Raw genomic sequence first — 22,320 nt, 5'->3', positions numbered from 1 at the left:
ATGATGCCACCCCAATGACGCCCTCCCCTGCCGCCCCCGCCACCGCCTCCACGCATCTCCTGCCAGCCACTGCGCTGCCCGCAGCTCCCACCGACAACGCCGTGGCCGCCACGCGCTGGGTTGCCACCGGCTGCCTGCTGGGGCTGATCGCGCTGTGCCTGGCCTGGGAGCTGGTGCTGGCACCGCTGCGCCCCGGCGGCTCGTGGCTGGCGCTCAAGGCGCTGCCGCTGTGCATTCCGCTGGCGGGCGTGCTCAAGAACCGCATGTACACCTACCGCTGGGTCAGCCTGGTGATCTGGCTGTACTTCATCGAAGGCGTGGTGCGCGGCTGGAGCGACAAGCCGCCGTCGCAGTGGCTCGCCTGGGCCGAGGTGGCGCTGTGCCTGGTGCTCTTCACCGCGTGCACGCTGCACGTGCGGCTGCGCCAGCGCAATGCCAAGGCGGCGGCTGCAGCAGCAGCAGCTGCGGCGGCAGTCCCTGCGGCCACCTCTGCGCCTTGATGCCTGTCAACGCAGGTTGATGCCGTCGATGCCGTACAACACCGTGGATGCTGCTGCCGTCACCGCTTCGACCGATGCCACCGCTGCCACACCTTTTTTCCTGATTTTTGAAGAAGCTCTGCCATGACCACTTTGCTTGACACCCTGCGCGCCATCGTCGGCCCCGCCCATGTGATCACCGAAGGCGACCTCACCGCCTGGGAGCAGGACTGGCGCCGCCGTGTGCGCGGCAAGGCCCTGGCCGTGGTGCGCCCTGCTAGCACGCCCGAAGTGGCCGCCGTGGTCAAGGCCTGCGCCGCCAGCGGCACGGCGATCGTCCCGCAGGGCGGCAACACCGGGCTGGCCGTGGGCTCCACGCCCGACGATTCGGGCACGCAGGTCGTGCTGAGCCTCTCGCGCATGAACGCGGTGCGCAGCGTGGACACTGACAACCTCACCATGACGGTGGAAGCCGGCTGCATCCTGCAGAACCTGCAGGACGTGGCCGAGAAGGCGGACCTGCTGTTCCCGCTGTCGCTCGCGGCCGAGGGCAGTTGCACCATCGGTGGCAACCTGGGCACCAATGCCGGCGGCACGCAGGTCGTGCGCTACGGCAACGCCCGCGAGCTGTGCCTGGGCCTCGAAGTCGTCACCCCGCAGGGCGAGGTGTGGGACGGCCTCAAAGGCCTGCGCAAGGACAACACCGGCTACGACCTGCGCGACCTGTTCATCGGCAGCGAAGGCACGCTGGGCATCATCACCGCCGCCACGCTCAAGCTGTACCCCGCACCCGCCGCACGCCTTACCGCCTGGGCTGCCGTGCCGTCGATGGAGCACGCGGTCGAGCTGCTGGGCCTGGCCCACAAGCAGCTGGGCGCGGGCCTGACGGGCTTTGAGGTGATGGGCCAGTTCGCGCTCAGCCTGGTGGGCAAGCACATGCCGCAGCTGCGCGTGCCGTTCCTCGGCGACGAGAACGCGCCCTGGTGCGTGCTGCTCGAAAACTCCGACAGCGAATCCGAAGAACACGCGCGCGGCCGCTTCGAATCGCTGCTGGAAACCGCGTTCGAAGCAGGCTGCGTGACCGACGCCGTGGTGGCCGAGAACCTCACGCAGGCGAACCAGCTCTGGCACATCCGCGAGAACATTCCGCTCGCCCAGGCCGAAGAGGGCCTGAACATCAAGCACGACATCTCGGTGCAGATCTCGCGCATCCCCGCGTTCGTGGCACACACCGACGCGGTGCTGCAGCGCGAGATCCCGGGCGTGCGCCTGGTCAACTTCGGCCACCTGGGCGACGGCAACCTGCACTACAACGTGCAGGCGCCCGCAGAAGGCGATACCAAGGCCTTCCTGCGCGACCACGAAGCGCAGGTGAACCACTTGGTCTACGAAGCCGTGGCAGAGTTCGGCGGCTCGTTCTCGGCCGAACACGGCATCGGCGAGCTGAAGGCCGACAAGCTGGCCAAGTACCAGTCGCCGGTGGCGCTGGGCATGATGCGCGCCATCAAGACGGCACTGGACCCGCAGGGGATCATGAACCCCGGGCGGGTGCTGCAGGCCTGACGAAACCAAGCGGCTGTCCCGCCGCGTCCATCGGCGTGCAGCAGGCGGCGCCCAACCATCAGCTCTGCATCAGCTGCATCAGCGTGCAAAGTGCAGGCCGCAGGCAGCCAGCAGCTTGCGCAGAGGTGGCAACAACCCCTGGCCAAAGGCATCGGCCTCGTACAGGGCATACCGCTCCAGCGCGCGTTGCTCGAAGTCAGGGGCGTTGACTGCGGCAGCCACCAGCAGATCAGGGTGGTGGTTCAGCAAGCGGTAGGCGCTGCGTTGGCGCAGACCCACGAAGGGGCATTCTTCATCCGGCACGCGGTTGGCCCATCTGTCCAGATCCTGCAGGGTGTGCAGTTGGTCCAGCCAGTCCAGCACGGGCCCGTCGTACAACGCTGCCAGCTCATCGCGGCGCGTGGCAGCACTGTCTGCGCTGCCCATGGGCAACTCGTAGGTCACCCCTCCCGCCCGTTGCTTGAAAAGTGGTGGCGGCTCCAGGTAAGTGAAGGGCAGTCTGTGCGTCTGCGCGAAGTGCTGCAGGGACACCGTAAAGTCTGGCCCGCCATCCATATTGAGCGCGTGCTGCAGGTGGGAGGGCATCGCAAGGCGTATCCACACGCCGTGGTGCAAGGTGTCCCGCACCATTTTCGAGTAAACCAGCGCCTCGCCCACAGGCAGCTTTTTCTGGAACCAGGTTTCGCCCCGCAGCTTGCGCCATCCCCGCTGCGCAAACAAGGGCTCCAGCGATTGCTGCACCCAGCGGCTGCGCGCCGAGGGTGACACGTCGAGATCCGGCGACACAGGCACATCCGCCACGGCCGGGCCGGCCCCGGCAGGGCCGATCACCTGCCCGGAGGGCGTGTGCACCTGCCCGCTCTGTGGATCAAAAACCACCCAGCCCAGCGCAATGGCCGTCTTCTCGATCACCGGCAGTACGACCTCCAGCTCGGCCACCGAGGGACTGAGACTTTGCACCAATGCAAAGGGGTCTGGCTCCGGGATTTCGGTCCAGTAGTCGTCCGGCTCGCCGTCCGGGGGCAGTGCGGATGCGATGGCCTCCAGCAGTTGGCCCGCAGCAGCATCGGGGCTGAAGCTCAGTTGCTGGCGCAGGTCGCGCAGCATGGCTTGCGCGTCCTCGCTGGACACAGGAACGGGATGGCGCCAAAGGTGCAGGACATAGCTCATGACTGGGCAGAACGCAAAAAAAGGAAGGGAATGCAATCCAGCGCACATCGTATGCGAGCGCGCAACGCTGCCGCCCCGTGCCTTGGCAAGAGCCGCACCCACCGTCACGATCGCATCAACTTTCGCCCTTGTACCCTGCAGGCAAATCGCTGGCGGCTATGCAATGTTCGAGCACTGCCTGCGCCAAAATAACTACCTGCAACACTGCCAAGCTGCCCATGAACCACGCATTTTCAGTACGCCCCCTGCAGCCCACCGACTACGCCGCCTGGCGCCCGCTCTGGGACGGCTACAACGGGTTCTACGGCCGCTTTGGCGCCACCGCGCTGCCCGAGCACATCACCCAGACCACATGGCAGCGGTTTCATGACGAGTCGGAGCCGATGTGGTGCCTGGTGGCACAGGACGACGCCAGCGGCGAGCTACTGGGCCTGGCGCACTGCGTGTTTCACCGCAGCATGACGCGCATCGAGCCCGTGTGCTACCTGAGCGACCTGTTCACGCGCGAAACTGCGCGGGGCCGGGGCGTGGGGCGTGCGCTCATCGACGCGGTGTACGCCGCAGCGCGGGCCGCCAGGTCGTCGCGCGTGTATTGGCATGCTGTACGACAAGATGGCCAAGCACCACGGCTTCATCGTGTATGCGCAGGAGCTTTGACCGGCAGACCGCAGCCGTTTCAAACGGACTGCAATTGCTATTGAATTGATAGCCTCTACCGCTTTCTCATCAAGCGGTAGAGCAACTTTCATTCAAAAAATCGCCGTGTGCTACCGCGCCAGCGCCGGGTATTGCGCCGCCCGCGCCTGTGCAGCCTGCCAGCTGGGCGGCACGCAGCCGCGCTCCATCACGCACAGGCTGGCGCTGGCCAGGGCGTGGCGCAAAGCTGCCTGGCACGCATCTGCAGACAGGCCATTCAGCCACGCCGCAAAGCCACCGTCAGCAGCCCCGCCCGCCTGCGACCGCTGCAGCAGGTGCGCGAGCAAGCCCGCCAGAAAACTGTCGCCCGCGCCCACCGTGTCCACCACGGCCAGCGGCTGGGCCTCTTTGGCGAACCACTGGCCGCCGTTCTTGTGCAGCAGCCAGGCGCCCTCGCCGCCCAGGGTCAGCGCCATCAGCACGGCGCGGGGGTTGGCGGCCAGCAGGTGGCGTGCGCGGGCCAGTGCATCGGCACCGGACACCTGCAGGTGCTCCAGGTCTTCGTCGCTCGCCTTGATGATGTCGGCCTCGGCCAGCGCCGCGTGCACTTGTGCGCGGTAGGCGGCCAGGTCGGGCATGACGGACGGGCGCAGGTTGGCGTCGACCACCACGCAGTGCCCCGCAGCGCGTTGCGCCTGCAGCCACGGCACGTAGACCGCAGCATCGCGCGCGTCCAGCGCCAGGGCGCCGGTACACACCAGCTGCAGCGCGGGCAAGGCGCTGCATGCGGCTGTCAGCCCGTGGGCCGACACGGCGCGGTCGGCCACGCCGTCGCGGTAGAACGCGTAGTCGGGGTGGCCCTGCGCGTCGAGGTTGACCACGGCCAAGGAGGTGACCTGCTGCACGGGCTCGGGCTGCGCCAGGTGCACGCCGTCGCCCTGCAGTTGCGCCGCCAGCTCGCGGCCGAACCGGTCGCGCGACAGCGGGTTGAGGTACTGCGTGCCCACGCCCTGGCGCGCCAGCGCGCGGCACAGGTTGTACAGCGCACCGCCCAGGCACGGCAGGTAGGTGCCGTCGGGGTTGCGGATCAGGTCGATCAAGGCCTCGCCGGCCACGGCGACCTGGACGGCAGGCGCATCAACGGGCAAGGAGGAGGAAGGAGCAGAAGATGACATGGCAGGGCGAATGAAGGGCAAACAAGGACGCGCTCAGAACTGCGACTGCAGCGCGGGGTACAGGGCCACGAAGCGGGCGTAGCGTTCGGCCAGCAGCGCCTGCTGCGCGGCCTGCGGGGTGAAGGTGGCGTCGGCGGGCAGCGGCTGGCACCAATTCGCCTCATGGCCGTCATGACCGTCATTGCCGCCACAGGCCATGGCCGCGAGCCGTGCGGCACCCAGCGCAGCCGCGGCGTGTGCACCCATCGGGCGGTGCAGTACGCAGCCCAGGCCACTGGCCAGCATTTGCGCCCAGGCGTCGCTGCGGGCGCCGCCGCCCACCAGGGCCAGGGCGGCGCTATCTGATGCGGCCAACGGGGCCGTGCGCGCAGCGCGCATGGCGTTGAGGCCGTCCAGCAGGCCAAAGCCCACGCCCTCCATCACCGCGTAGGCCAGGTCGGCCGCATCGTGCTCGGCCCGGAGGCCCATGAACACGCCGGTGGCGGCAGCGTTGTTGTGCGGCGTGCGCTCGCCGCTCAGGTACGGCAGGAAAAGGGGCGCCTGCGCCTGTCGTGCCGCCGAAAGCGCGCCCACGGCGGCCGACAGGTGCGCCTCGCTCGCCTGCCCCGTGAGGCGCGTGACCCAGCCGAAGGCACTGGCCGCGCTGAGCATGACGGACATGTGGTGCCAGCGCCCTGGCAGCGCGTGGGCGAATGCGTGCACCGCGCGGTCGGTGGCGGGCGCAAACGCGTCCGTCACGCGGAACACCACGCCCGAGGTGCCCAGCGACACGAAGCCCTGCCCCGCCTGCCGCGCGCCCACGCCCACGGCGCTGGCGGCGTTGTCGCCCGCCCCGGCGGCCACGACGACGCCCAGGGGCAGCCCCCAGCGCCGGGCCACGTCATCGCGCAGCACGCCGCTGGCCGCACTGCCTTCGGCCAGAGCAGGCATGTGCGCGCGGGTGAGGCCGCTGGCCTGCAGCATGGTGTCGCTCCAGTCGCGCCGGCCCACGTCGAGCCACAGCGTGCCGGACGCATCGGACATGTCGCTCACCGCCGTGCCGGTGAGCTGCAGGCGCAGCCAGTCCTTGGGCAGCAGCACTTGCTCGATCCTGGCGAAGACCTCGGGCTCGTGCGTGCGCAGCCACAGGAGCTTGGGCGCGGTGAAGCCGGGCATGGCGAGGTTGCCGGTGATCTGGCGCGATGTGGGCACGGCGGCTTCGAGCTGCGCGCATTCGGCGCTGGCGCGGCCGTCGTTCCACAGGATGGCGGGGCGCAGCACCTGGCCCTGTGCACCCAGCACCACGGCGCCATGCATGTGGCCCGACAGGCCGATGCCGCGCACCTGCGCCCACGCGGCGGGCACCTGGGCGCGCAGCTGGGCCGCGGCGCTTTCGGTGGCGGTGAGCCAATCGGCTGGGTGCTGTTCGCTCCAGGTGGGCTGCGGGCGGTGCTGGGGCACGGCAGCGTCGGCCGTGGCCAGCACGGTCTGCGATGCGTCGAGCAGCAGGAGCTTGACACCGGAGGTGCCCAAATCGATTCCGAGGTACATGGTGAATGGCGGGGTCGGTGGAATGGCACGCGGGCGAAGGGTCGGACTCGGTGGCGGGCCCTGGCTTCGACAAGCTCAGCCCGAACGGTGGGTGGTGGATGGTGGATCGAGGTTCTTGTAAATGGAAGATTGCTGCGCACGGCGAGAGGGTCAGCGGAAAGCACGCCCTGGCTTCGACAGGCTCAGCCCGAACGGTGGGTGGTTGGGTGACGGGGGTGGGTGGTTTCATCGCCGCATCGGCATCTGCCTGCGGCCCCACCACCACTTACCGCACCACTTACCGCGTCACGGACGGCACCACGGACGGCACGACGAACGGCACCGCCCATCTCACACCTTTCCGAACCGCCCTGCCCCCTGCTTGCGAAACTCGCTCGGGGTCATGCCCTTGACGTCCAGGAAGCGGCGGTTGAAGTTGGCCATGTTGTTGAAGCCCACGTCGTACGCGATGTGGGTGATGTAGCGGTCGGACTCCATGAGCAGCTGGCAGGCGCGGTTCACGCGCACCAGGTTCACGAAGTCGGTGAAGGTGTTGCCCGTGGCGCGGCGAAAGAAGCGCGAGAAGCGGCTTTCCGTCATGCCCAGCTCCTGCGCCAGGTCGGCGGCGGCCAGCGGCTCGGCCAGGTGGTCGGTGATGCGGCTCACGATGGCGTTGATCTGGTCCAGCTGGGCATCGTTGTCCTCGCTTTGCAGCTGGGTGCTCGACAGCAGGCGAAAGTCGGTGCAGCGTGCCAGGTCGCTCAGAAACTCGCAGAACGCACCGAACCGGGCCAGCCCCTGGCGCGCCTTGATGCGGTGCCAGTGCTCTTGCGCCTGCGACTCCATGCCGAAGAATTCGATGCCGTGGCGCGCGCGCTCCAGCAGGGGCAGCACCTCGCGCAGCTCGGGGATGCTCTCGCTGCTGGCCACCAGCGGCGCGTGCGAGAACTGGATCACCAGGTCGCGCAGCGGCACGCCGCCTTCGGGCAGATCCATGCTGATCCAGTTGTGCGGCAGGCGCGGGCCGGTCAGCACCAGGTGGCCGGGCTGGAACTGCCCGATCCAGTCGCCCACGAACACCTTGCCCGACGTTGCGGTGATGAGGTGCAGCTCGTACTCGTCGTGGTAGTGCCAGCGCGCCAGCGGCGTGGGAAACCCGTGCGACAGGCAGCGGATGAAGCCCGCGGTGTCCGGCGGCTCGTAGCCCAGCTCGGTCGAGCGCACATAGTCGTGCTCCAGCTCGGGCTTGGTCTGGCGTGGCGAGACGGGCGTCTTCACGGTCATGGCATCGTTCCGGTGGGCGGGGCGTTCAACTTACACCAAAGCCCCGGGCTCGGCACGACCGGCCGCAAAGGCCTGCACACGGGCATAGGCGCTGCGCAGCGTCTCGACGAGGCGCGGGTGCGATGCCATCTCGCCCCACAGCACCGTGTCCGCGGCAAACGCGGCGACCGGGTCGGCGGCGTCGCAGATGGCGTGCGCCACGGCCGGGTCCATGGCCTGGTCCTGGTAGGTGTAGGGGATCTGCCCCGCGTGCCAGCGCTGCAGGTAGGCCAGGAACAGCGCGGGCAGCATGGCCACGCTGTCGAACGGCGCGCTCTGCGCCAGCTTGTCGCGGATGGTGGGCGCGATCATGCCGGGGATCTTGGAGAACGCGTCCATGGCCACGCGCTGGTTGGTGTCTGCGATGGCGGGGTTGCCAAAGCGGTCCAGCACCACGTCACGGTAGGCCGCCAGGTCGATGGGGCATGGCAGCAACACGGGGATCGCGTCGTCGGTGACGTAGTCGTAGGCCATCTGGCGGATGGCGGCATCGTGCGTGCCTTCGTGGATGTACTGGTAGCCCGCCAGCGTGCCGGCCCAGGCAATGCAGCTGTGGGTGGCGTTCAGCAGGCGGATCTTGGCCTCTTCATGCGCCTGCACAGACTGCACCATCTCCACGCCCACGGTCTCCCAGTCGGGCCGGCCGGCGATGAAGTCGTCTTCGATGACCCACTGGATGAAGCTCTCGCCCATCAGCGCCGCCTTGTCGTCCCAGCCGGTGGCCGCGCGCACGCGCTCGGCCACGTCGGGCGTGGGGCGTGGGGTGATGCGGTCGACCATGGCGTTGGGGCTGCTGGTGTGCTGCACCACCCAGGCCTTGAGCTCTGCGTCGCCCAGCGCGTCGATGAACTGCAGCAGGCCACCGCGCGAGCGGTCGCCGTTGTGGCGCAGGTTGTCGCAGTTCATCAGCGTGACGGGGCCGGCGCCCGAGCGCATGCGCGCACGCAGGATGCTGACGAGGCCGCCGTAGATGGTGTGGCCTGCCTGGCCGGCTTTCACGGCCGCGAGGTCGGCACGCAGGTCGGCAAACGTGGGCCAGTCGAGCTGGTTCTGGGCATCGAGGTAGTAGCCCGCCTCGGTCACCGTGAAGCTGATGATGCGCGTGGTGGGGTCGGCGCCCACAGCGATCAGCGGGGCCAGGTCGTCCTGGTAGGGGATCACGCGCTGTATGGATTCGATGACGGTGTAGCTGCGCTCGCCCTGGGGCGTGACGGTCTCGAGCGTGTAGCGGCCGCCCTGCGCCTGCAGGGCCGCGATGGTGTCGGCCATGTCGGGGCGCAGGTTGCCGCCCGCGATGGCCCAGCCCGTGCCACCTTGCTGGCGCAGCTGGTGGACGTAGACGGCCTGGTGGGCACGGTGGAAGGAGCCCAGGCCCAGATGCAGGATGAAATTCATGGTGCGTGAAGACGGGTATTCAGAGATCAAAATTCGTGGGCATCATCACGACGTCGCGGATGGTCATGCCGCGCGGGCGGGTGAGCATGAAGAGCACCACGTCGGCCACTTCGCAGGCCTCGATGAGGCTGCCGCTGGCCTTGGCCTCGGCGAGCTTTTCCGCGGGCCAGTCGGCCAGCAGCGAGGTGATGACGGGCCCGGGCGAGATGGAGCCCACACGGATGCCGTGCTTGAACACCTGGCGGCGCACGGTCTGCACGAAGCAGTTGACCGCCCACTTGGACGACGCGTAGACGGGCTCCCACGGCGTGGGGAAATGCGCGGCCAGCGAGCTGGTGACGATGATGTCGCCCCGGCCGCGCTCGATCATGTGGGGCAGCACGTTGTGCACGTTCTTCATCACCACGTTGACGTTCAAATTCAGCATGCGGTCGATGGCATCAGGGTCGGCATCCACCAGGTCGCCGCCCACATACAGCCCCGCGTTGGCGTGGAAGATGTCGAGCTGCCCCGCGAGCGCCAGCGTGCGCTGCAGCAGGCTGGCGCATTGTTTGGCATCGAGCAGGTCCAGCACCAGCGTCAAGGCGCTGGGGCCGATGGCGGCACACGCCTTGATCAGCGCGGCTTCGTCGCGGTCGATCAGCACCACGCGCGCGCCGGCATCGGCCATGGCCTTGGCGCTGGCGAATCCGATGCCCGAGGCAGCGCCGGTGACCGCTGCCACCTGCCCTTGCAGGGTCTGCGCGGCACTCATGCTGCGTGGCCCGCCACAACGCGGCCGGCGGTGTCAAACCAGTGCGCGTGCGATGCATCGATGTCCAGGCTGACCGCATCGCCCGCGCGCAGGCCCGTGCGGTCGTTCTGGCGCGAGACGAACTGCGCGCCGCCGGGCGTGCTGACGTAGATCAGCGTCTCGGCGCCCAGTGCTTCGATCAGGTCCACCTGGCCGCCCACAGGCGTGGCGCCGGTGTGGCGCACGGTGATGTTCTCGGGGCGCAGGCCGATGGCGCCCACGGCGGCACCATCGCGGGCCGTTGGGGCCTGCTGTTGCACGGGCTGCGGCAGCTTGTCCACGGGCACCACGTTCATCTGCGGCGTGCCGATGAACTGGGCCACGAACTGGTTGGCGGGCTTGTCGTACAGCTCCAGCGGCGTGCCCACCTGCTCGATCACGCCGTCTCGCAGCACCACCACGCGGTCGGCCAGCGTCATGGCTTCGACCTGGTCGTGCGTCACGTAGATGGTGGTGGCGCCCAGGTCGCGGTGCAGCTTGGCGATCTCCACGCGCGTCTGGCCGCGCAGCGCCGCGTCGAGGTTGGACAGCGGCTCGTCGAACAAAAACACCTTGGGCGCGCGCACGATGGCGCGGCCGATGGCCACGCGCTGGCGCTGGCCGCCCGACAGCTCCTTGGGCGTGCGCTGCAGGTAGCTGGTGAGGTTGAGGATGCGCGCGGCGTTCTGCACCTTGTCGTCGATCACCTGCTTGTCGACCTTGGCGAGCTTGAGCGCGAAGCTCATGTTCTCGTACACGCTCATGTGCGGGTACAGCGCGTAGCTCTGGAACACCATGGCCAGGTCGCGCTTGCTCGACGGCTGGTCCGTGATGTCGCGGCCGTCGAGCATCAGCGAGCCGCCGTCGATGGCTTCGAGCCCCGCGATCAGCCGCAGCAGCGTGGATTTGCCGCATCCCGACGGGCCGACGAAGACGATGAACTCGCCCTGCTGGATGGTGAGGTCGATGCCCTTGATGGCGCGGTGCTCGCCGAAGAATTTTTCGATGCCGCGCAGTTGAAGGTAGGCCATGGAATCAGGTTCCTGAAATCTTGAAAAACTGTGGGAAGACAGGCTGCGGATTTACTTGACCGCGCCGAAGGTCAGGCCCTGAACGAGCTGCTTCTGGCTGAACCAGCCGAACACCACGATGGGTGCAATGGCCATCAGCGACGCGGCGGACAGCTTGGCCCAGAACAGGCCTTCGGGGCTGGAGTAGGACGCGATCAGCGTGGCCAGCGTGCCGGCCTTGGCAGCGCTCAGATTCAGGCTCCAGAAGGCCTCGTTCCACGACAGCACCAGGCACAGGAGGCCGGTGGATGCGAGGCCCCCCATGCCCAGCGGCAGCAGCACCAGGCGCACCTCTTGCCACAGCGTGGCGCCGTCCATGCGCGCGGCCTCCAGGATCTCGTGCGGGATGTCCTTGAAGTGCGAGTACAGCATCCAGACCATGATGGGCAGGTTCGACAGCGCGAACACGATGATCAGCGCGAGCTGCGTGTCGAGCAGGTGGCTCTTTTGCGCCAGCACGTAGATGGGCACCAGCGCGCCCACGGCGGGCATCATCTTGGTCGACAGCATCCACATGAGGATGTCCTTGGTGTACTTGCCCTTGAAGAAAGCCATGGCATACGCCGCGGGCGCAGCCAGCATCAGCCCCACCAGGGTGGACAGCACGCTGGTGATGACCGAGTTCTTGGCGTACAGCAGGTAGTCGCTGCGCTCTTGCACTTCATGAAAGTTCTCGAGCGTGGGCGTGAAGACGAACAGCGGCGGCACCGCGATGGCCTGCAGCTCGGTCTTGAAGGCGGTGAGGAACAGCCACCCCAGCGGAAAGAACAGCAGCAGCGCCACGCCCCAGGCAGCAGCGGTGCGCAGGGCCAGCAGGCCCAGCGGAAAGTTGGAACGGCGTCGTGTGGTGGTTGCAGTCATGTGCGTTGCCTCTGGTCTTATTTGTCGAGGTTCTTGCCGACCATGCGGATCAAAAACACCGCTGCGATGTTGGCCAGCACGACAGCGAACAGCGCGCCCGCCGAGGCCACGCCCGCGTCGAAGTTGAGCAGCGCCTGCTTGAAGATCAGGAAGGTGACGTTGGTGCTCGCATCGCCCGGCCCGCCGGCCGTGGTGGTGTAGATCTCGGCAAAGATGCTGAGCAGGAAGATGAGTTCGATCATGACCACCACGGCCACCGAGCGGCCCAGGTGCGGCACGTACAGGTAGCGCAGCTGCTGCAGGTAGTTGGCGCCATCCATGCGCGAGGCTTCCAGCTGCTCGTGGTTCATGCTCTGCAGCGCGGTCATGAAGATCAGCGTGGCGAACGGGAGCCATTGCCACGACACCATGACGATGACCGAGAACAGCGGGTGGTCGGTGAGCCAGTCCACCGGCGCTGCGCCGAAGAAGATCCACACCTGCGCGAGCACGCCGTAGATGGGGTTCATCATCATGTTCTTCCACATCAGCGCATTCACTGTGGGCATGACGAAGAACGGCGATATCAGCAGCACCCGCACGATGCCCCGGCCCGGAAACGGCTCGTTGATGAGCAGCGCGATCGCCACGCCGAAGAACACCGTGATGAGGATCACGCTGCCCAGCAGCAAGACGGTGTTGACCACCGCCGCGCCGAACGATGGGTCGGTGACGAAGTACTCGAAATTCTCCAGCCCCGCAAAGCCCGTCTGGTCGGGCTGCATGAGGTTGTAGCGGATGAGCGAGAAGTAGATCGTCATCACCAGCGGCACGATCATCCACAGGAAGAGCGTGGCCATGGCTGGCGTGAGCAGCAGGCGGGGAAGCAGGCGGCGGTTCATGGGAGTCTCGGAGAAATCTGGACGGGGTCACACCCTGAAGGCCAGAGCGAAGAGAGCGACAGGACAGGCTTCGAGTCGGCGTGCATCCGGCGAAGCCACCGACATCGGAGAAGTAAGCGTTCAGCCGGCGTAGCGAGCGGTCCGAGGTGGGGGTGCTGTACCGCAGCCGTACTCTCGTACGGCGAGGAACACCACCCCCAGATCGGGCCGCGCAGTAGCCGGATGAATGCTTACTTGTAGTAGCCAGCTTTCTTCATTTCACGGTCCGCCGACACCTGCGATGCCTTCAGCGCCGCATCCACCGTCGTCTTGCCCGCCAGCGCCGCGCTCATCTGCTGGCCCACCGCGATGCCGATGGCCTGGAACTCCGGAATCGCCGCGAACTGCACGCCCACGTACGGGCTCTTGGGCAGGGTCGAATCGGTCGGGTTGGCCGAGTCGATGGCGACCTTCTCGGCGGCGGCAAAGCGGGCGGCCTTCTGGAACTCAGGCGACGCGTAGGTGCTCTTGCGCGTGCCGGTGGGCACGTTGGCCCAGCCGTTGGTCTTGGCGACCAGCTGGATGTAGTCCTTGCTGGTGGACCAGGTGATGAACTTCTGCGCGGCGTCGACCTTTTTCGAGCCCGCCGGGATGGCCAGGTTCCACGACCACAGCCAGTTGGCACCCTTGGGCGTGTTCATGGTGGGCGCCTGGGCAAAGGCCATCTGGTCGGCCACCTTGGACTGCTTGGGGTCGCTCACGAACGATGCTGCGATGGTCGCGTCCACCCACATGCCGCACTTGCCGGAGTTGGTCAGCGCCAGGATCTCGTTGAAGCTGTTGGCCGACGAGCCGGGCGGGCCGTAGTTCTTGAGCAGGTCCACGTAGAAGGTGATCGCGTCCTTCCAGGGCTTGGATTCGAGCTGCGGCTTCCACTGCATGTCGAACCACTGGCCGCCGAAGGTGTTGACCAGTGTGGTCAGGAACGCCATGTTGTCGCCCCAGCCCGGCTTGCCGCGCAGGCAGATGCCGTATACGCCGTTCTTGGGGTCGTGCATCTTGGCGGCCAGGTCCTTGATCTGCGGCCAGGTAGGACGCTCGGGCACCTGCACGCCGGCCTTGTCGGCCAGGTCCTTGCGGTACATGAGCATGGAGCTTTCGCCGTAGAACGGCGCGGCGAACAGCTTGCCGTCAATGGACAGGCCGCCCCGCACGGCGGGCAGCAGGTCGTCCACGTCGTAGGCGGCGTCGGTTTTCAGCTCCTGCAGCCAGCCCTTCTTGCCCCAGATGGGCGCCTCGTACATGCCGATGGTCATCACGTCGAACTGGCCGCCCTTGGTGGCGATGTCGGTGGTGACGCGCTGGCGCAGCACGCCTTCTTCGAGCGTGACCCACTTGAGCTTGATGTCGGGGTTCGCCTGCTCGAAGTTCTTGCTGAGCTTCTGCATCTCGATCATGTGGCCGTTGTTCACGGTGGCGATCACGAGCTCGGTCTGCGCGCTGGCGGCGCCGCACAGCGACGTCAAGGCCAGCGCAACGGCAACGGCCAGGCGCTGGGGCATGGTGACAGGGGTGGAATGTGGCATCGGAAAAGTCTCCTCGGTCGTTGGTATGGGAATCTGCCTTTCAACACCGGCGCAAGGCATGCAGGCATTGACGGACTGAACGATACCGATGCTGCGATGCTCGATTGGTACTCCAGACGCCTCCACAAATACTAATTTGCACCAGATACTCAGGATTTATACCTAGATTTGTCAATTGGGTATCTAAACCAGCCCGGATACACGGAGCGCGCGGGGTCGAAAGCACTACCCATAAGCTACACAAAAGATAGCAACAATGTGAATGACCGTCAGCGCTCAACAGCAATTTGAGGATGCCCTGCCAACCGCGCGACCCTGCTTCTGCAGGTCAGGCGGCCTGGCCCGCTAGGGCCAGAAACGCGCTGCCCTTCCCACTTACCACCGATAAGTGGCCGTCGCAATCACGCGTCGCGCTTCGCCATAGAAGCAGCCGTAGGTGCAGTTGGACACATAGGTCTTGTCGGCCAGGTTGCGCACATTGAGCGCCACACGCCAGGGGCCCGTGGTGTAGCTGGCCACGAGGTCGAACACGGCGTAGCTCGGCACACGGGTGTTGAGGAATGCAAAGCCCGTGGAACTGCCCACATAGCGCACGCCGCCGCCCAGCTGCACGCCCGGCAAGCCGACACCAGCCATGTTGTAGTCAGCCCAGGCAGTGGCTTGGTGGCGCGGCGTGAAGGGGTTGCGTGCACCCACGTCCGAAGCCGTATTGCTACGGGTGGTGCGTGCATCGGTGTACGCGTAGCCTGCCAGCAGCGTGAGATGGCTACCCACGCGTGTCTTGGCTTCCAGCTCTAGCCCGCGCGAGCGCACCTCGCCAGTCTGCACTTGATAGCCCACGTCCAGAGGATCGAGCGTCAGCCGGTTCTGCTGCGTCAGTTGGTATACCGATGCGGTGAGCAGCGTCCGCGAACCCTCAGGCTGATAGCGCACACCCACTTCGTACTGGTTGCCTTCCGTGGGCTTGAAACGCTCACCCAGGCGGCCACGTCCGGCGGCGGGCTCGAACGACTGGCTGAAGCTTGCAAAGGGGGCCAGGCCGTTGTCCGCCAGATAGACAGCCCCCACGCGGCCAGTCAACGCATTGTTCTTTTCATACGACCAGCTACCGTCGCCCACGAAGGACGAGATGCCATTCTCCGTCCAGTCGTAGCGCACGCCCGCCAGCAACACCCACCGGTCGCGGATCTTCCATTGGTCCTGCATGTAGGCTCCCGTGCGCTCCAAGCGTCGATTGTCGGAATAGATGTTCTTGCTGGGATTCAACCAGGGGCTGCCGTAGACGGGCGCGAACAGGTCCAGCGGAGCGACTTTCCAGTCGTAACGCTCAGCGTCCTCACGCAGGGTAGCGTAGTCGATGCCCACGAGCGTGGTGTGGCGCGATCCCTCGCTTCCCCATTGGATCTGCACGTTCGTGTCGGCCGTTAATGCGCGGTTGCGCGCGCTGGTGTGACTGCCGCCCCGGTTGATTACGCGTTGGTTGTCGTCAGCAAAGCCCCAATCGGCGGTGTAGCCGTAGCGAACGTCCTGCGTGCTCCAGCGCAAGTTCTGACGCAGCTTGATGGTGTCGGAGAACGCGTGCTCGACCAGATACCCGAGCTGCGCCGACCGATCCTCGAAACGATCTTGATCCGCCGCGGGCTCGCCGATGAATCGATTGCGTTCAATGCGACCGTTGGGATTCGCCTTGATCATGCCGAAAGGGCTCATCGCCGCCACATAGCGGCTGTCGGACTTCTGGTACTGACCCAGCAAGGTGAGCGACGTGGCGGCCGACGGACTCCAAGTGAAGGCGGGCGCGATGAACACCCGGTCGTCGTTCACGTGGTCGATGAAGGTGTCGCTCTGGCGCAGCAGCCCGGTCACCCGGTACGACCATTCGCCGCTGTCAGACAGCTTGCCGCCGAAGTCGCCCGAGACTTGCCTGCGGCTGAAGCTACCCAGCTCGACATTGAACTCGCGCAACGGCTCGAGCGTGGGTCGCTTGCTGACCAGGTTGATGACGCCGCCGGGCGCCGCGCTGCCGTACAGCACCGACGATGCGCCGCGCAGCAGTTCGATGCGCTCCAGGCCGTAGGGCTCTTGCTGGCCCTGGTAAAGACCGCTCGAGTACTTGGTGCCGTCGCGGTACAGGCTGCCCGAATTGCCGTCGGCCTGAAAGCCGCGCAGCACGAAGGCCTCCGTGGCGCGGCTCGACTCGCGAAAACCGACGCCTGCGGTGTAAGCGAGCACGTCCACGATGCTCTGCGCCTTTTGTGCCTCTACCTGGTCGGCCGTCACCACGGTGATGGACTGCGGGGTCTCGATGATGGGCGTGTCGGTCTTGGTGCCGGTAACACTGCGCTTGGCCACGTAACCGTGCACAGGGCCGATGGCAACTTCGGTGTCGGTCTCGGCGGCCACGCGCACCTCGGGCAGCGAGACAACGCGCGCGGACCCTTGAGCCGACGGCCCTGTGGATATCGGCACGCCAAGCCGCACGGTGTATCCGCCTGCATCGGTGCGCAACAGCTCCAGCCCCGAACCCGCCAGCGCGCGGCGCAGTGCATCGGGTGCATCGAAGCGGCCCCGCACGGGCGCGGCGTTGCGGCCTTCCACCAACTGCGCATCGGCGGTGAGCGCCAAGCCTGCATCGCGCGCGATGCGGTTGAGGGCTGCTCCCAGCGGCCCGGCGGGCAGGTCGTAGTCGCGCACGGCCGCAGCGCTGGCCGGGGCCGCAGGGGCCTGCACCGTGGCTGGCTGTGCGGCCGCGGCAGAGGCCGCCAACGCGAGCAGCAGCGCCGCAGCGCAGGGGTTCAGCGGAAAGGGGAGAAGAGCAGAGGGCATGGGTCAGGCTCCGAAACGGGTCACGTCAGAAAAGAGGGGCAACCGCGCCAATGCACGGTCTCTGTCTGATTGCCGAACGGGTGCCGAAAAGTGAGAGGGGGCCGGGGCAATTTCTTTTTCGGGCCGGCATCGCTGGTGGGTGAGTTGCCGGCTGGCAGGGGCGATCTGGGTTGATCTGCTTGGGCTGCTGGATCTGGGTTGAACGGAATGGAACCGTCGATCAGCCGCACCAAGTTGCTCATCTTTTGATAGCTGCTAGCGCTTTCCCATCAAGCGGTAGCGGCCGATTTTCTTCACATTTTCATCCTCAGGGCGCAGCACGCGGCTTGAGCGTGACCCACCAGCGCGTGGTCCAGACCACGTCCACCGGCACGGCCGCGGTCAGCGCCAACAGGGCCTGGTCGGTGTCCGCCAGGGGCAGCGTGCCCGTCACACGCAACCCGGCCACACGGGGGTCGACAGCCAGGCGGCCGACCCGGTGCCGCGCGAGCATGGCCACCACCTCGCCCAAGGGTTGGTTGTCCACGACCAGCATGCCGTCCTTCCAGGCGTCGGCATCGGGCGGGGCCGCCCATGGGTCCACCCGCCCGCCCTCCAGCCGCGCGCCCTGCCCGGCCGACACGATGCGCTCGGCAGCGCACGGCTCGGACGCTGCTGCCGCACAGGTCGCCGGGCGGGCCGCGACGGCGGACTGAGTGACGGCGACCTCGGTGGCGGGCGCGCCACGGCCCTGAGCCCCATCGGTGCCAGGGGCGTGCGCCTGCGGCCAGCGGCGCACGGTGAAGCGGGTGCCCAGGGCGCGCAGGCTGCCGTCCTCGGTCAGCACGACGAACGGGCGCCGCTCGGCCGGGTTGGCATGGCTGGTTTCCACGGCCACCTCGCCCGCGCGCAGGTGGATGGTGCGCTGGTCTTGGCTGAACACGACATCCACGGCACTGCGGGTGTTCAGGTGCAGCACGGTCTGGTCGGGCAGCAAGATGGTGCGGCGCTCGCCGGTGGCGGTGCGGTGGTCGGCCAGCAGTTGGCCCACGGGCTGGTAGCGGTCCAGCACCAGCACGCCGCAGGCCAGCGCCAACGCCAGGCCCAGCACGGCGCCCGCCACACGGGCTGGACGGCGCCGGCGCGGTGGCAGCAGCAACGCTGCGCGGGCTCCGGGACCTGCGGCGGCGCGGGTCAGGTGCTGGTCGATGGCGCCCAACTGGCGCCAGGCGCGGGCATGGTCGGGGTGTGCCGCCAGCCAGTCGGCCAGGGCTTGCGCGTCCGCCGGCGAGATATCGCCCTCGCCCTGGCGCAGTTGCCAGCCGATGGCGGCCTCCAGCACGGCAGGCGGCACGGGATGGTCGTCGGCTGCACCGCCAGGTGGGCCACCCGTGGTCCAACCCGCACTGCTCACGCCGCGCCGCCAAAACGCAGGTGGTAGGCGTGGCGCATGGCGTTGGCCAGGTACTGGCGTACGCGGGGCACCGACACTTGCAGCTGCTCGGCAATCTCTGCATGCGTGAGGCCATCGAGCCGGTTCATCAGCCACGCTGCGCGCGTCTTCGGCGTCAGGCCCTGCAGCAATGCATCGACCGCGTGGAGCATCTGCACGGCGGCCAGGCGCTCTTCGGGGGATGGCTGCAGCACCTCGGGCTGCAGGGCCAGGTCTGCCAGGTAGGCGCGCTCCAGTTCACCCCGGCGCCAGAAGTCCACCAGCAGCCCGCGTGCCACCGTGGTCAGGTAGGCGCGTGGCTCGCGCATCGCGTCCGGGGCGATGGCGGTGGGCCGTGCGAGCAGGCGCACGAAGGTGTCCTGCGCCAGGTCGGCCGCATCGTCGGCACAACCGAGCCGCCGGCGCAGCCAGGACTGCAGCCACCCGTGGTGGTGGCTGTAGAGCGCGTGCAGGGGATGAGCGGCAGGCATGGCGTGGCGGCCTTTTTGAGAATGATTCTTGATTATAGAAATGCATTCCCAGTTGTGCCCAGCCCCGCGCGGGGGGCGCCTGCTCAGCGCGCTGCGTTTTCCATCATTCTGGCGACGTCGGCCGGCAAGGTCTTCGGCGTGCCCTGGTCCTGCACGTCCCATTCCTCCCCACCGGTCAGCAGCCACACGCGCACGGTGTCGTTGGCGGCGTGGACCACGACGGCAGCGGCCTCCGTGCCGCCCTCATGCTGCCGGTTCCCGGTGATGTAGAGCATCGAGCCGTCCTGACGCAGGGGGCCGCTCACCTGCAGGTTCTCCAGCAGCACGTTGTAGTTGGTCGGGCCGAGCAGCCCGCGCAGCCGCTCGGCCAGCGGGCCGGCGCGCAGGAAGTCTGCGCCCCCCACCGGATAGTTGCCCACCTGGGTTTGCAGGTTGGCCCAAGGGTTGGCCGGTGCGGCGGATGCGACCGTGGGCACGGGGCGCACGACTTTGTGGGACGCGGTGGGCGCAGTGCCGCCGCAGCCTGGCAGCAAGATTGCCAATGGAAGAACGGCCAGCACGGCGCGGCACAAAGGGGCTAGGGAGACCAGGCGCATGATCGGGGGCTTCTTTCTGAAAAGAGCAGCTGGACAAAAAGGTGTGCGAGCTTAGCCTGTCCAGCACCTGCGGCCCGCGCCCCTCTAAAATCGCGTCTTTCGCCTTCCAACCGCCATGACAGAACACGCCCGCCCCGTCCGCTCGCAATACGAAGACTTCATGCGCCACGTGTTCACCCACGGGGTGCACAAGTCGGACCGCACGGGCACGGGCACGACCAGCGTGTTCGGCCACCAGATGCGGTTCGATTTGAAGGAAGGCTTTCCGCTCGTCACCACCAAGAAGGTGCACCTGCGCTCCATCATCCAGGAGCTGCTGTGGTTCCTCACGGGGTCGAGCAACAACAACTGGCTGAAAGAACGCGGCGTCACCATCTGGGACGAATGGGCGCGCGAAGATGGCGACCTGGGCCCGGTGTACGGCGTGCAGTGGCGCAGCTGGCCCACGCCGGACGGCGGGCACATCGACCAGATCAGCGACGTCATCCGGACTCTGAAGACCAACCCCGACTCGCGCCGCATCATCGTGAGCGCCTGGAACGTGGCCGAGCTCAACAAGATGGCGCTCATGCCCTGCCATGCGTTCTTCCAGTTCTACGTGGCGCCAGCGCAGGAGCCCGGCGGGCGCGGCACGCTGTCGTGCCAGCTGTACCAGCGCAGTGCGGACATCTTTCTGGGTGTGCCGTTCAACATTGCGAGCTACGCCCTGCTGACCCACATGGTGGCGCAGCAGTGCGACCTTCAAGTTGGCGACTTCATCTGGACCGGCGGCGACTGCCACATCTACAGCAACCACCACGATCAGGTGCAGACGCAGCTGGCGCGCACGCCCTACCCCTACCCTGTGCTGAACATCCAGCGCCGGCCGGACAGCATCTTCGACTACCAGTTCGAAGATTTCGAAGTGCTGGACTACCAGTGCCACCCAGCCATCAAGGCGCCCGTGGCGGTCTGATCCCGCCACGGCGCTTCATCGGCCCCTGACCTTTTGAGCCCATCGGCAGGTGCCACCGTGCCCTGCCTGCAGACCACCACCACACCACCACGAGCTATCAACCATGTCTTCCGGCGGATTTCACGTACACGGGCCCCACGACCACGCGGTGGAACATGCGACCCAGGGCCACGGCGACCACAGCGACCATGCTGCAGAGCACGGCAACGAGGGTGGCGGCATCTCGTCGATGAACAAGATCGCGATGTTCACCGCCATCGTGGCCACGGTGGGCGCGATCTTCTCGTACATGGGCGGGGCCACGCAGGCCAATGCCGGCCTGCTCAAGAACGACGCTGCGATCAAGAAGACCGAGGCGTCCAACCAGTGGAACTACTTCCAGTCCAAGAGCACCAAGCAGTCCCTGGCCGAGCTGGCCCGCGACCTGGCGCCCGAGGACCGCAAGGCCGGCTACCAGACCAAGATCCAGCGCTACGAAACCGAGAAGAACGAGATCAAGGTCGTGGCCGAGAAGCTGGAAGCCGACGCCCACGAATTCGACCGCCAAAGCGAAGTGCAGATGCACCAGCACCACCGCTGGGCCCAGGCCACGACGGCGCTGCAGGTGGCCATCGCCCTGGCGGCGATTGCGCTGCTGACCAAGAAGAAGTGGCTGGAATACGGCATGTACGGTGTCGCCGCCGTGGGCCTGGGCGTCGGCGTGGCCGCGGCCCTGCACATCTGAGGAGCCTGCACACATGCCCCTGCACCTCATCTACGCCCGCGCGGCCAACGGCGTCATCGGCAAGGACAACGCCCTGCCCTGGCACCTGCCGGAGGACATGGCGCATTTCAAGCAGCTCACGCAGGGCTGCCCGGTGGTGATGGGGCGCAAGACCTGGGACTCGCTGCCACCGCGCTTTCGCCCCCTGCCCGGCCGCACCAACATCGTGGTCACGCGCCAGGGTGACTGGCAGGCTGACGGCGCGCGCCGCGCAGGCAGCCTGCAGGAAGCGCTGGCGCAGTGCACCGCCGGCCAGACGGTGTGGGTCATCGGCGGCGCGCAGCTCTATGCGGAGGCCCTGCCGCTGGCCGACCGGCTGGAAGTGACCGAGATCGACCGGGACTTCGAGGGCGATGCATACGCGCCCGTGGTGGGCGACGAATGGGTGGTATTGGAGCGCAGCGAGCATGTCAGCACCAATGGGCTGCCCTTCAGCTTTGTGAGCTACGTGCGCGCAGCGTGAAGCGTTGTTCCGTGCAGCAGCGTGTGCGGCGCGGTATGCGTACTGCGGGCTGCGGCCGGCGCTATTGCGACACCGGTGCAGATGTCTGGGATGGGGTTTGGGCCGGCGCTGGTTCTGGCGTCTGTGATGGCGTAAGCGCGGGAGGTGGCGCAGGTGTCTGGGCGGGCGTCAGGCTGGACCCGGGAGAGCCCACCGGGGATCCCACAGGGGTCTGTGCGGCAGGCGCGGAGGCCGGCGCCTGGGCAGGCTGCAGGCCTGGAACCACGGCGGGCGTGTTGACGCCCTGCGCGGCCGCTGCCGAGGCGGCCATCGCCAGAGACAAGGCCAGCGGCAGGGCCAGCGTTTGCGTATGAATGACTCGCATGGACAATCTCCATCGGTAAGGTGGCACCAGTCTCGCCCCACAAGCACCGCGT

General features: G+C 67.2%; 20 protein-coding genes and 1 pseudogene. 6 read left to right on the top strand and 15 right to left on the bottom strand.

Going from position 1 to position 22,320, the window contains the following annotated elements:
- Positions 1-14 precede the first annotated feature (14 nt).
- Both ACSQ3N_RS09790 and ACSQ3N_RS09785 read left to right on the top strand, forming a co-directional pair.
- Entirely contained in the window at positions 15-500 is a 486-nt protein-coding gene (locus ACSQ3N_RS09790; RefSeq protein WP_056163544.1) for a DUF2069 domain-containing protein, read from the top strand.
- Between the two features lie 123 nt (positions 501-623).
- Positions 624-2,042 carry an FAD-binding oxidoreductase gene (locus ACSQ3N_RS09785; protein ID WP_056163541.1) on the top strand — a complete coding sequence of 473 codons (1,419 nt, stop codon included), beginning with the start codon at positions 624-626 and terminating at the stop codon, positions 2,040-2,042.
- A gap of 78 nt (positions 2,043-2,120) precedes the next feature.
- Here the strand turns inward: ACSQ3N_RS09785 and ACSQ3N_RS09780 are convergent, their stop codons facing one another.
- On the bottom strand, positions 2,121-3,212 hold the full coding sequence (locus ACSQ3N_RS09780; RefSeq protein ID WP_056163539.1) for a hypothetical protein: 1,092 nt from the start codon (positions 3,210-3,212) through the stop codon (positions 2,121-2,123).
- A gap of 218 nt (positions 3,213-3,430) precedes the next feature.
- On the opposite strand from ACSQ3N_RS09780, the pseudogene ACSQ3N_RS09775 reads away from it, so the two are divergent.
- Positions 3,431-3,869 (top strand): annotated as a pseudogene (locus ACSQ3N_RS09775) (GNAT family N-acetyltransferase).
- 110 nt (positions 3,870-3,979) lie between these two features.
- On the opposite strand, the gene ACSQ3N_RS09770 reads toward ACSQ3N_RS09775, so the two are convergent.
- From ACSQ3N_RS09770 to ACSQ3N_RS09710, 13 genes are all read right to left on the bottom strand, one after another.
- Complete coding sequence (locus ACSQ3N_RS09770; RefSeq protein ID WP_056163532.1) at positions 3,980-5,023, bottom strand: PfkB family carbohydrate kinase; 1,044 nt, start codon at positions 5,021-5,023, stop codon at positions 3,980-3,982.
- Positions 5,024-5,056: 33 nt separating this feature from the next.
- Entirely contained in the window at positions 5,057-6,553 is a 1,497-nt protein-coding gene (xylB, locus tag ACSQ3N_RS09765; RefSeq protein ID WP_056163530.1) for a xylulokinase, read from the bottom strand.
- 330 nt (positions 6,554-6,883) lie between these two features.
- A complete protein-coding gene (locus tag ACSQ3N_RS09760) occupies positions 6,884-7,816 on the bottom strand; it encodes an AraC family transcriptional regulator (RefSeq protein WP_056163527.1) in 933 nt (310 codons plus the stop codon).
- Positions 7,817-7,846: 30 nt separating this feature from the next.
- Positions 7,847-9,250, bottom strand: a complete 1,404-nt coding sequence (dalD, locus tag ACSQ3N_RS09755) for a D-arabinitol 4-dehydrogenase (protein ID WP_056163523.1) — start codon at positions 9,248-9,250, stop codon at positions 7,847-7,849.
- A 19-nt stretch (positions 9,251-9,269) separates the two neighbouring features.
- Entirely contained in the window at positions 9,270-10,004 is a 735-nt protein-coding gene (locus ACSQ3N_RS09750) for an SDR family oxidoreductase (RefSeq protein ID WP_056163520.1), read from the bottom strand.
- Positions 10,001-11,053, bottom strand: a complete 1,053-nt coding sequence (locus ACSQ3N_RS09745) for an ABC transporter ATP-binding protein (RefSeq protein WP_056163517.1) — start codon at positions 11,051-11,053, stop codon at positions 10,001-10,003. The genes ACSQ3N_RS09750 and ACSQ3N_RS09745 overlap by 4 nt, the downstream gene beginning before the upstream one ends.
- 51 nt (positions 11,054-11,104) lie before the next feature.
- Positions 11,105-11,953, bottom strand: a complete 849-nt coding sequence (locus tag ACSQ3N_RS09740; RefSeq protein ID WP_056163515.1) for a carbohydrate ABC transporter permease — start codon at positions 11,951-11,953, stop codon at positions 11,105-11,107.
- A gap of 17 nt (positions 11,954-11,970) precedes the next feature.
- Positions 11,971-12,834, bottom strand: coding sequence for a carbohydrate ABC transporter permease (locus ACSQ3N_RS09735; RefSeq protein WP_056163511.1), 864 nt, complete (start codon positions 12,832-12,834; stop codon positions 11,971-11,973).
- Between the two features lie 230 nt (positions 12,835-13,064).
- Positions 13,065-14,399, bottom strand: coding sequence for an ABC transporter substrate-binding protein (locus tag ACSQ3N_RS09730; protein WP_056413437.1), 1,335 nt, complete (start codon positions 14,397-14,399; stop codon positions 13,065-13,067).
- 375 nt (positions 14,400-14,774) lie between these two features.
- Positions 14,775-17,225 (bottom strand): TonB-dependent siderophore receptor, encoded by a 2,451-nt coding sequence (locus ACSQ3N_RS09725; protein ID WP_056163505.1) that lies wholly within the window; start codon positions 17,223-17,225, stop codon positions 14,775-14,777.
- Positions 17,226-17,532: 307 nt separating this feature from the next.
- Positions 17,533-18,618, bottom strand: coding sequence for a FecR domain-containing protein (locus ACSQ3N_RS09720; protein ID WP_436146137.1), 1,086 nt, complete (start codon positions 18,616-18,618; stop codon positions 17,533-17,535).
- Positions 18,615-19,127 (bottom strand): sigma-70 family RNA polymerase sigma factor, encoded by a 513-nt coding sequence (locus tag ACSQ3N_RS09715; RefSeq protein ID WP_056163498.1) that lies wholly within the window; start codon positions 19,125-19,127, stop codon positions 18,615-18,617. The genes ACSQ3N_RS09720 and ACSQ3N_RS09715 overlap by 4 nt, the downstream gene beginning before the upstream one ends.
- A gap of 83 nt (positions 19,128-19,210) precedes the next feature.
- The gene (locus ACSQ3N_RS09710; protein WP_056163494.1) at positions 19,211-19,723 is read right to left on the bottom strand and encodes a hypothetical protein; all 513 of its coding nucleotides are present in this window, start codon (positions 19,721-19,723) and stop codon (positions 19,211-19,213) included.
- A 115-nt stretch (positions 19,724-19,838) separates the two neighbouring features.
- Between ACSQ3N_RS09710 and ACSQ3N_RS09705 the strand changes: the two genes are divergently transcribed.
- From ACSQ3N_RS09705 to ACSQ3N_RS09695, 3 genes are all read left to right on the top strand, one after another.
- On the top strand, positions 19,839-20,678 hold the full coding sequence (locus ACSQ3N_RS09705; RefSeq protein WP_056163491.1) for a thymidylate synthase: 840 nt from the start codon (positions 19,839-19,841) through the stop codon (positions 20,676-20,678).
- Positions 20,679-20,781: 103 nt separating this feature from the next.
- On the top strand, positions 20,782-21,402 hold the full coding sequence (locus tag ACSQ3N_RS09700; protein WP_056163488.1) for a DUF4337 domain-containing protein: 621 nt from the start codon (positions 20,782-20,784) through the stop codon (positions 21,400-21,402).
- A 13-nt stretch (positions 21,403-21,415) separates the two neighbouring features.
- Positions 21,416-21,904, top strand: coding sequence for a dihydrofolate reductase (locus ACSQ3N_RS09695; RefSeq protein ID WP_056163486.1), 489 nt, complete (start codon positions 21,416-21,418; stop codon positions 21,902-21,904).
- Positions 21,905-21,965: 61 nt separating this feature from the next.
- On the opposite strand, the gene ACSQ3N_RS09690 is transcribed toward ACSQ3N_RS09695, so the two are convergent.
- Positions 21,966-22,268 carry a hypothetical protein gene (locus tag ACSQ3N_RS09690; RefSeq protein ID WP_436146136.1) on the bottom strand — a complete coding sequence of 101 codons (303 nt, stop codon included), beginning with the start codon at positions 22,266-22,268 and terminating at the stop codon, positions 21,966-21,968.
- Between the last annotated feature and the right edge of the window lie 52 nt (positions 22,269-22,320).

Source organism: Acidovorax sp. LjRoot194 (assembly GCF_964253015.1).
In the GTDB taxonomy this organism is placed as follows: Bacteria; Pseudomonadota; Gammaproteobacteria; order Burkholderiales; family Burkholderiaceae_C; genus Acidovorax.
This window is presented reverse-complemented; position numbering and strand designations above follow the sequence as displayed.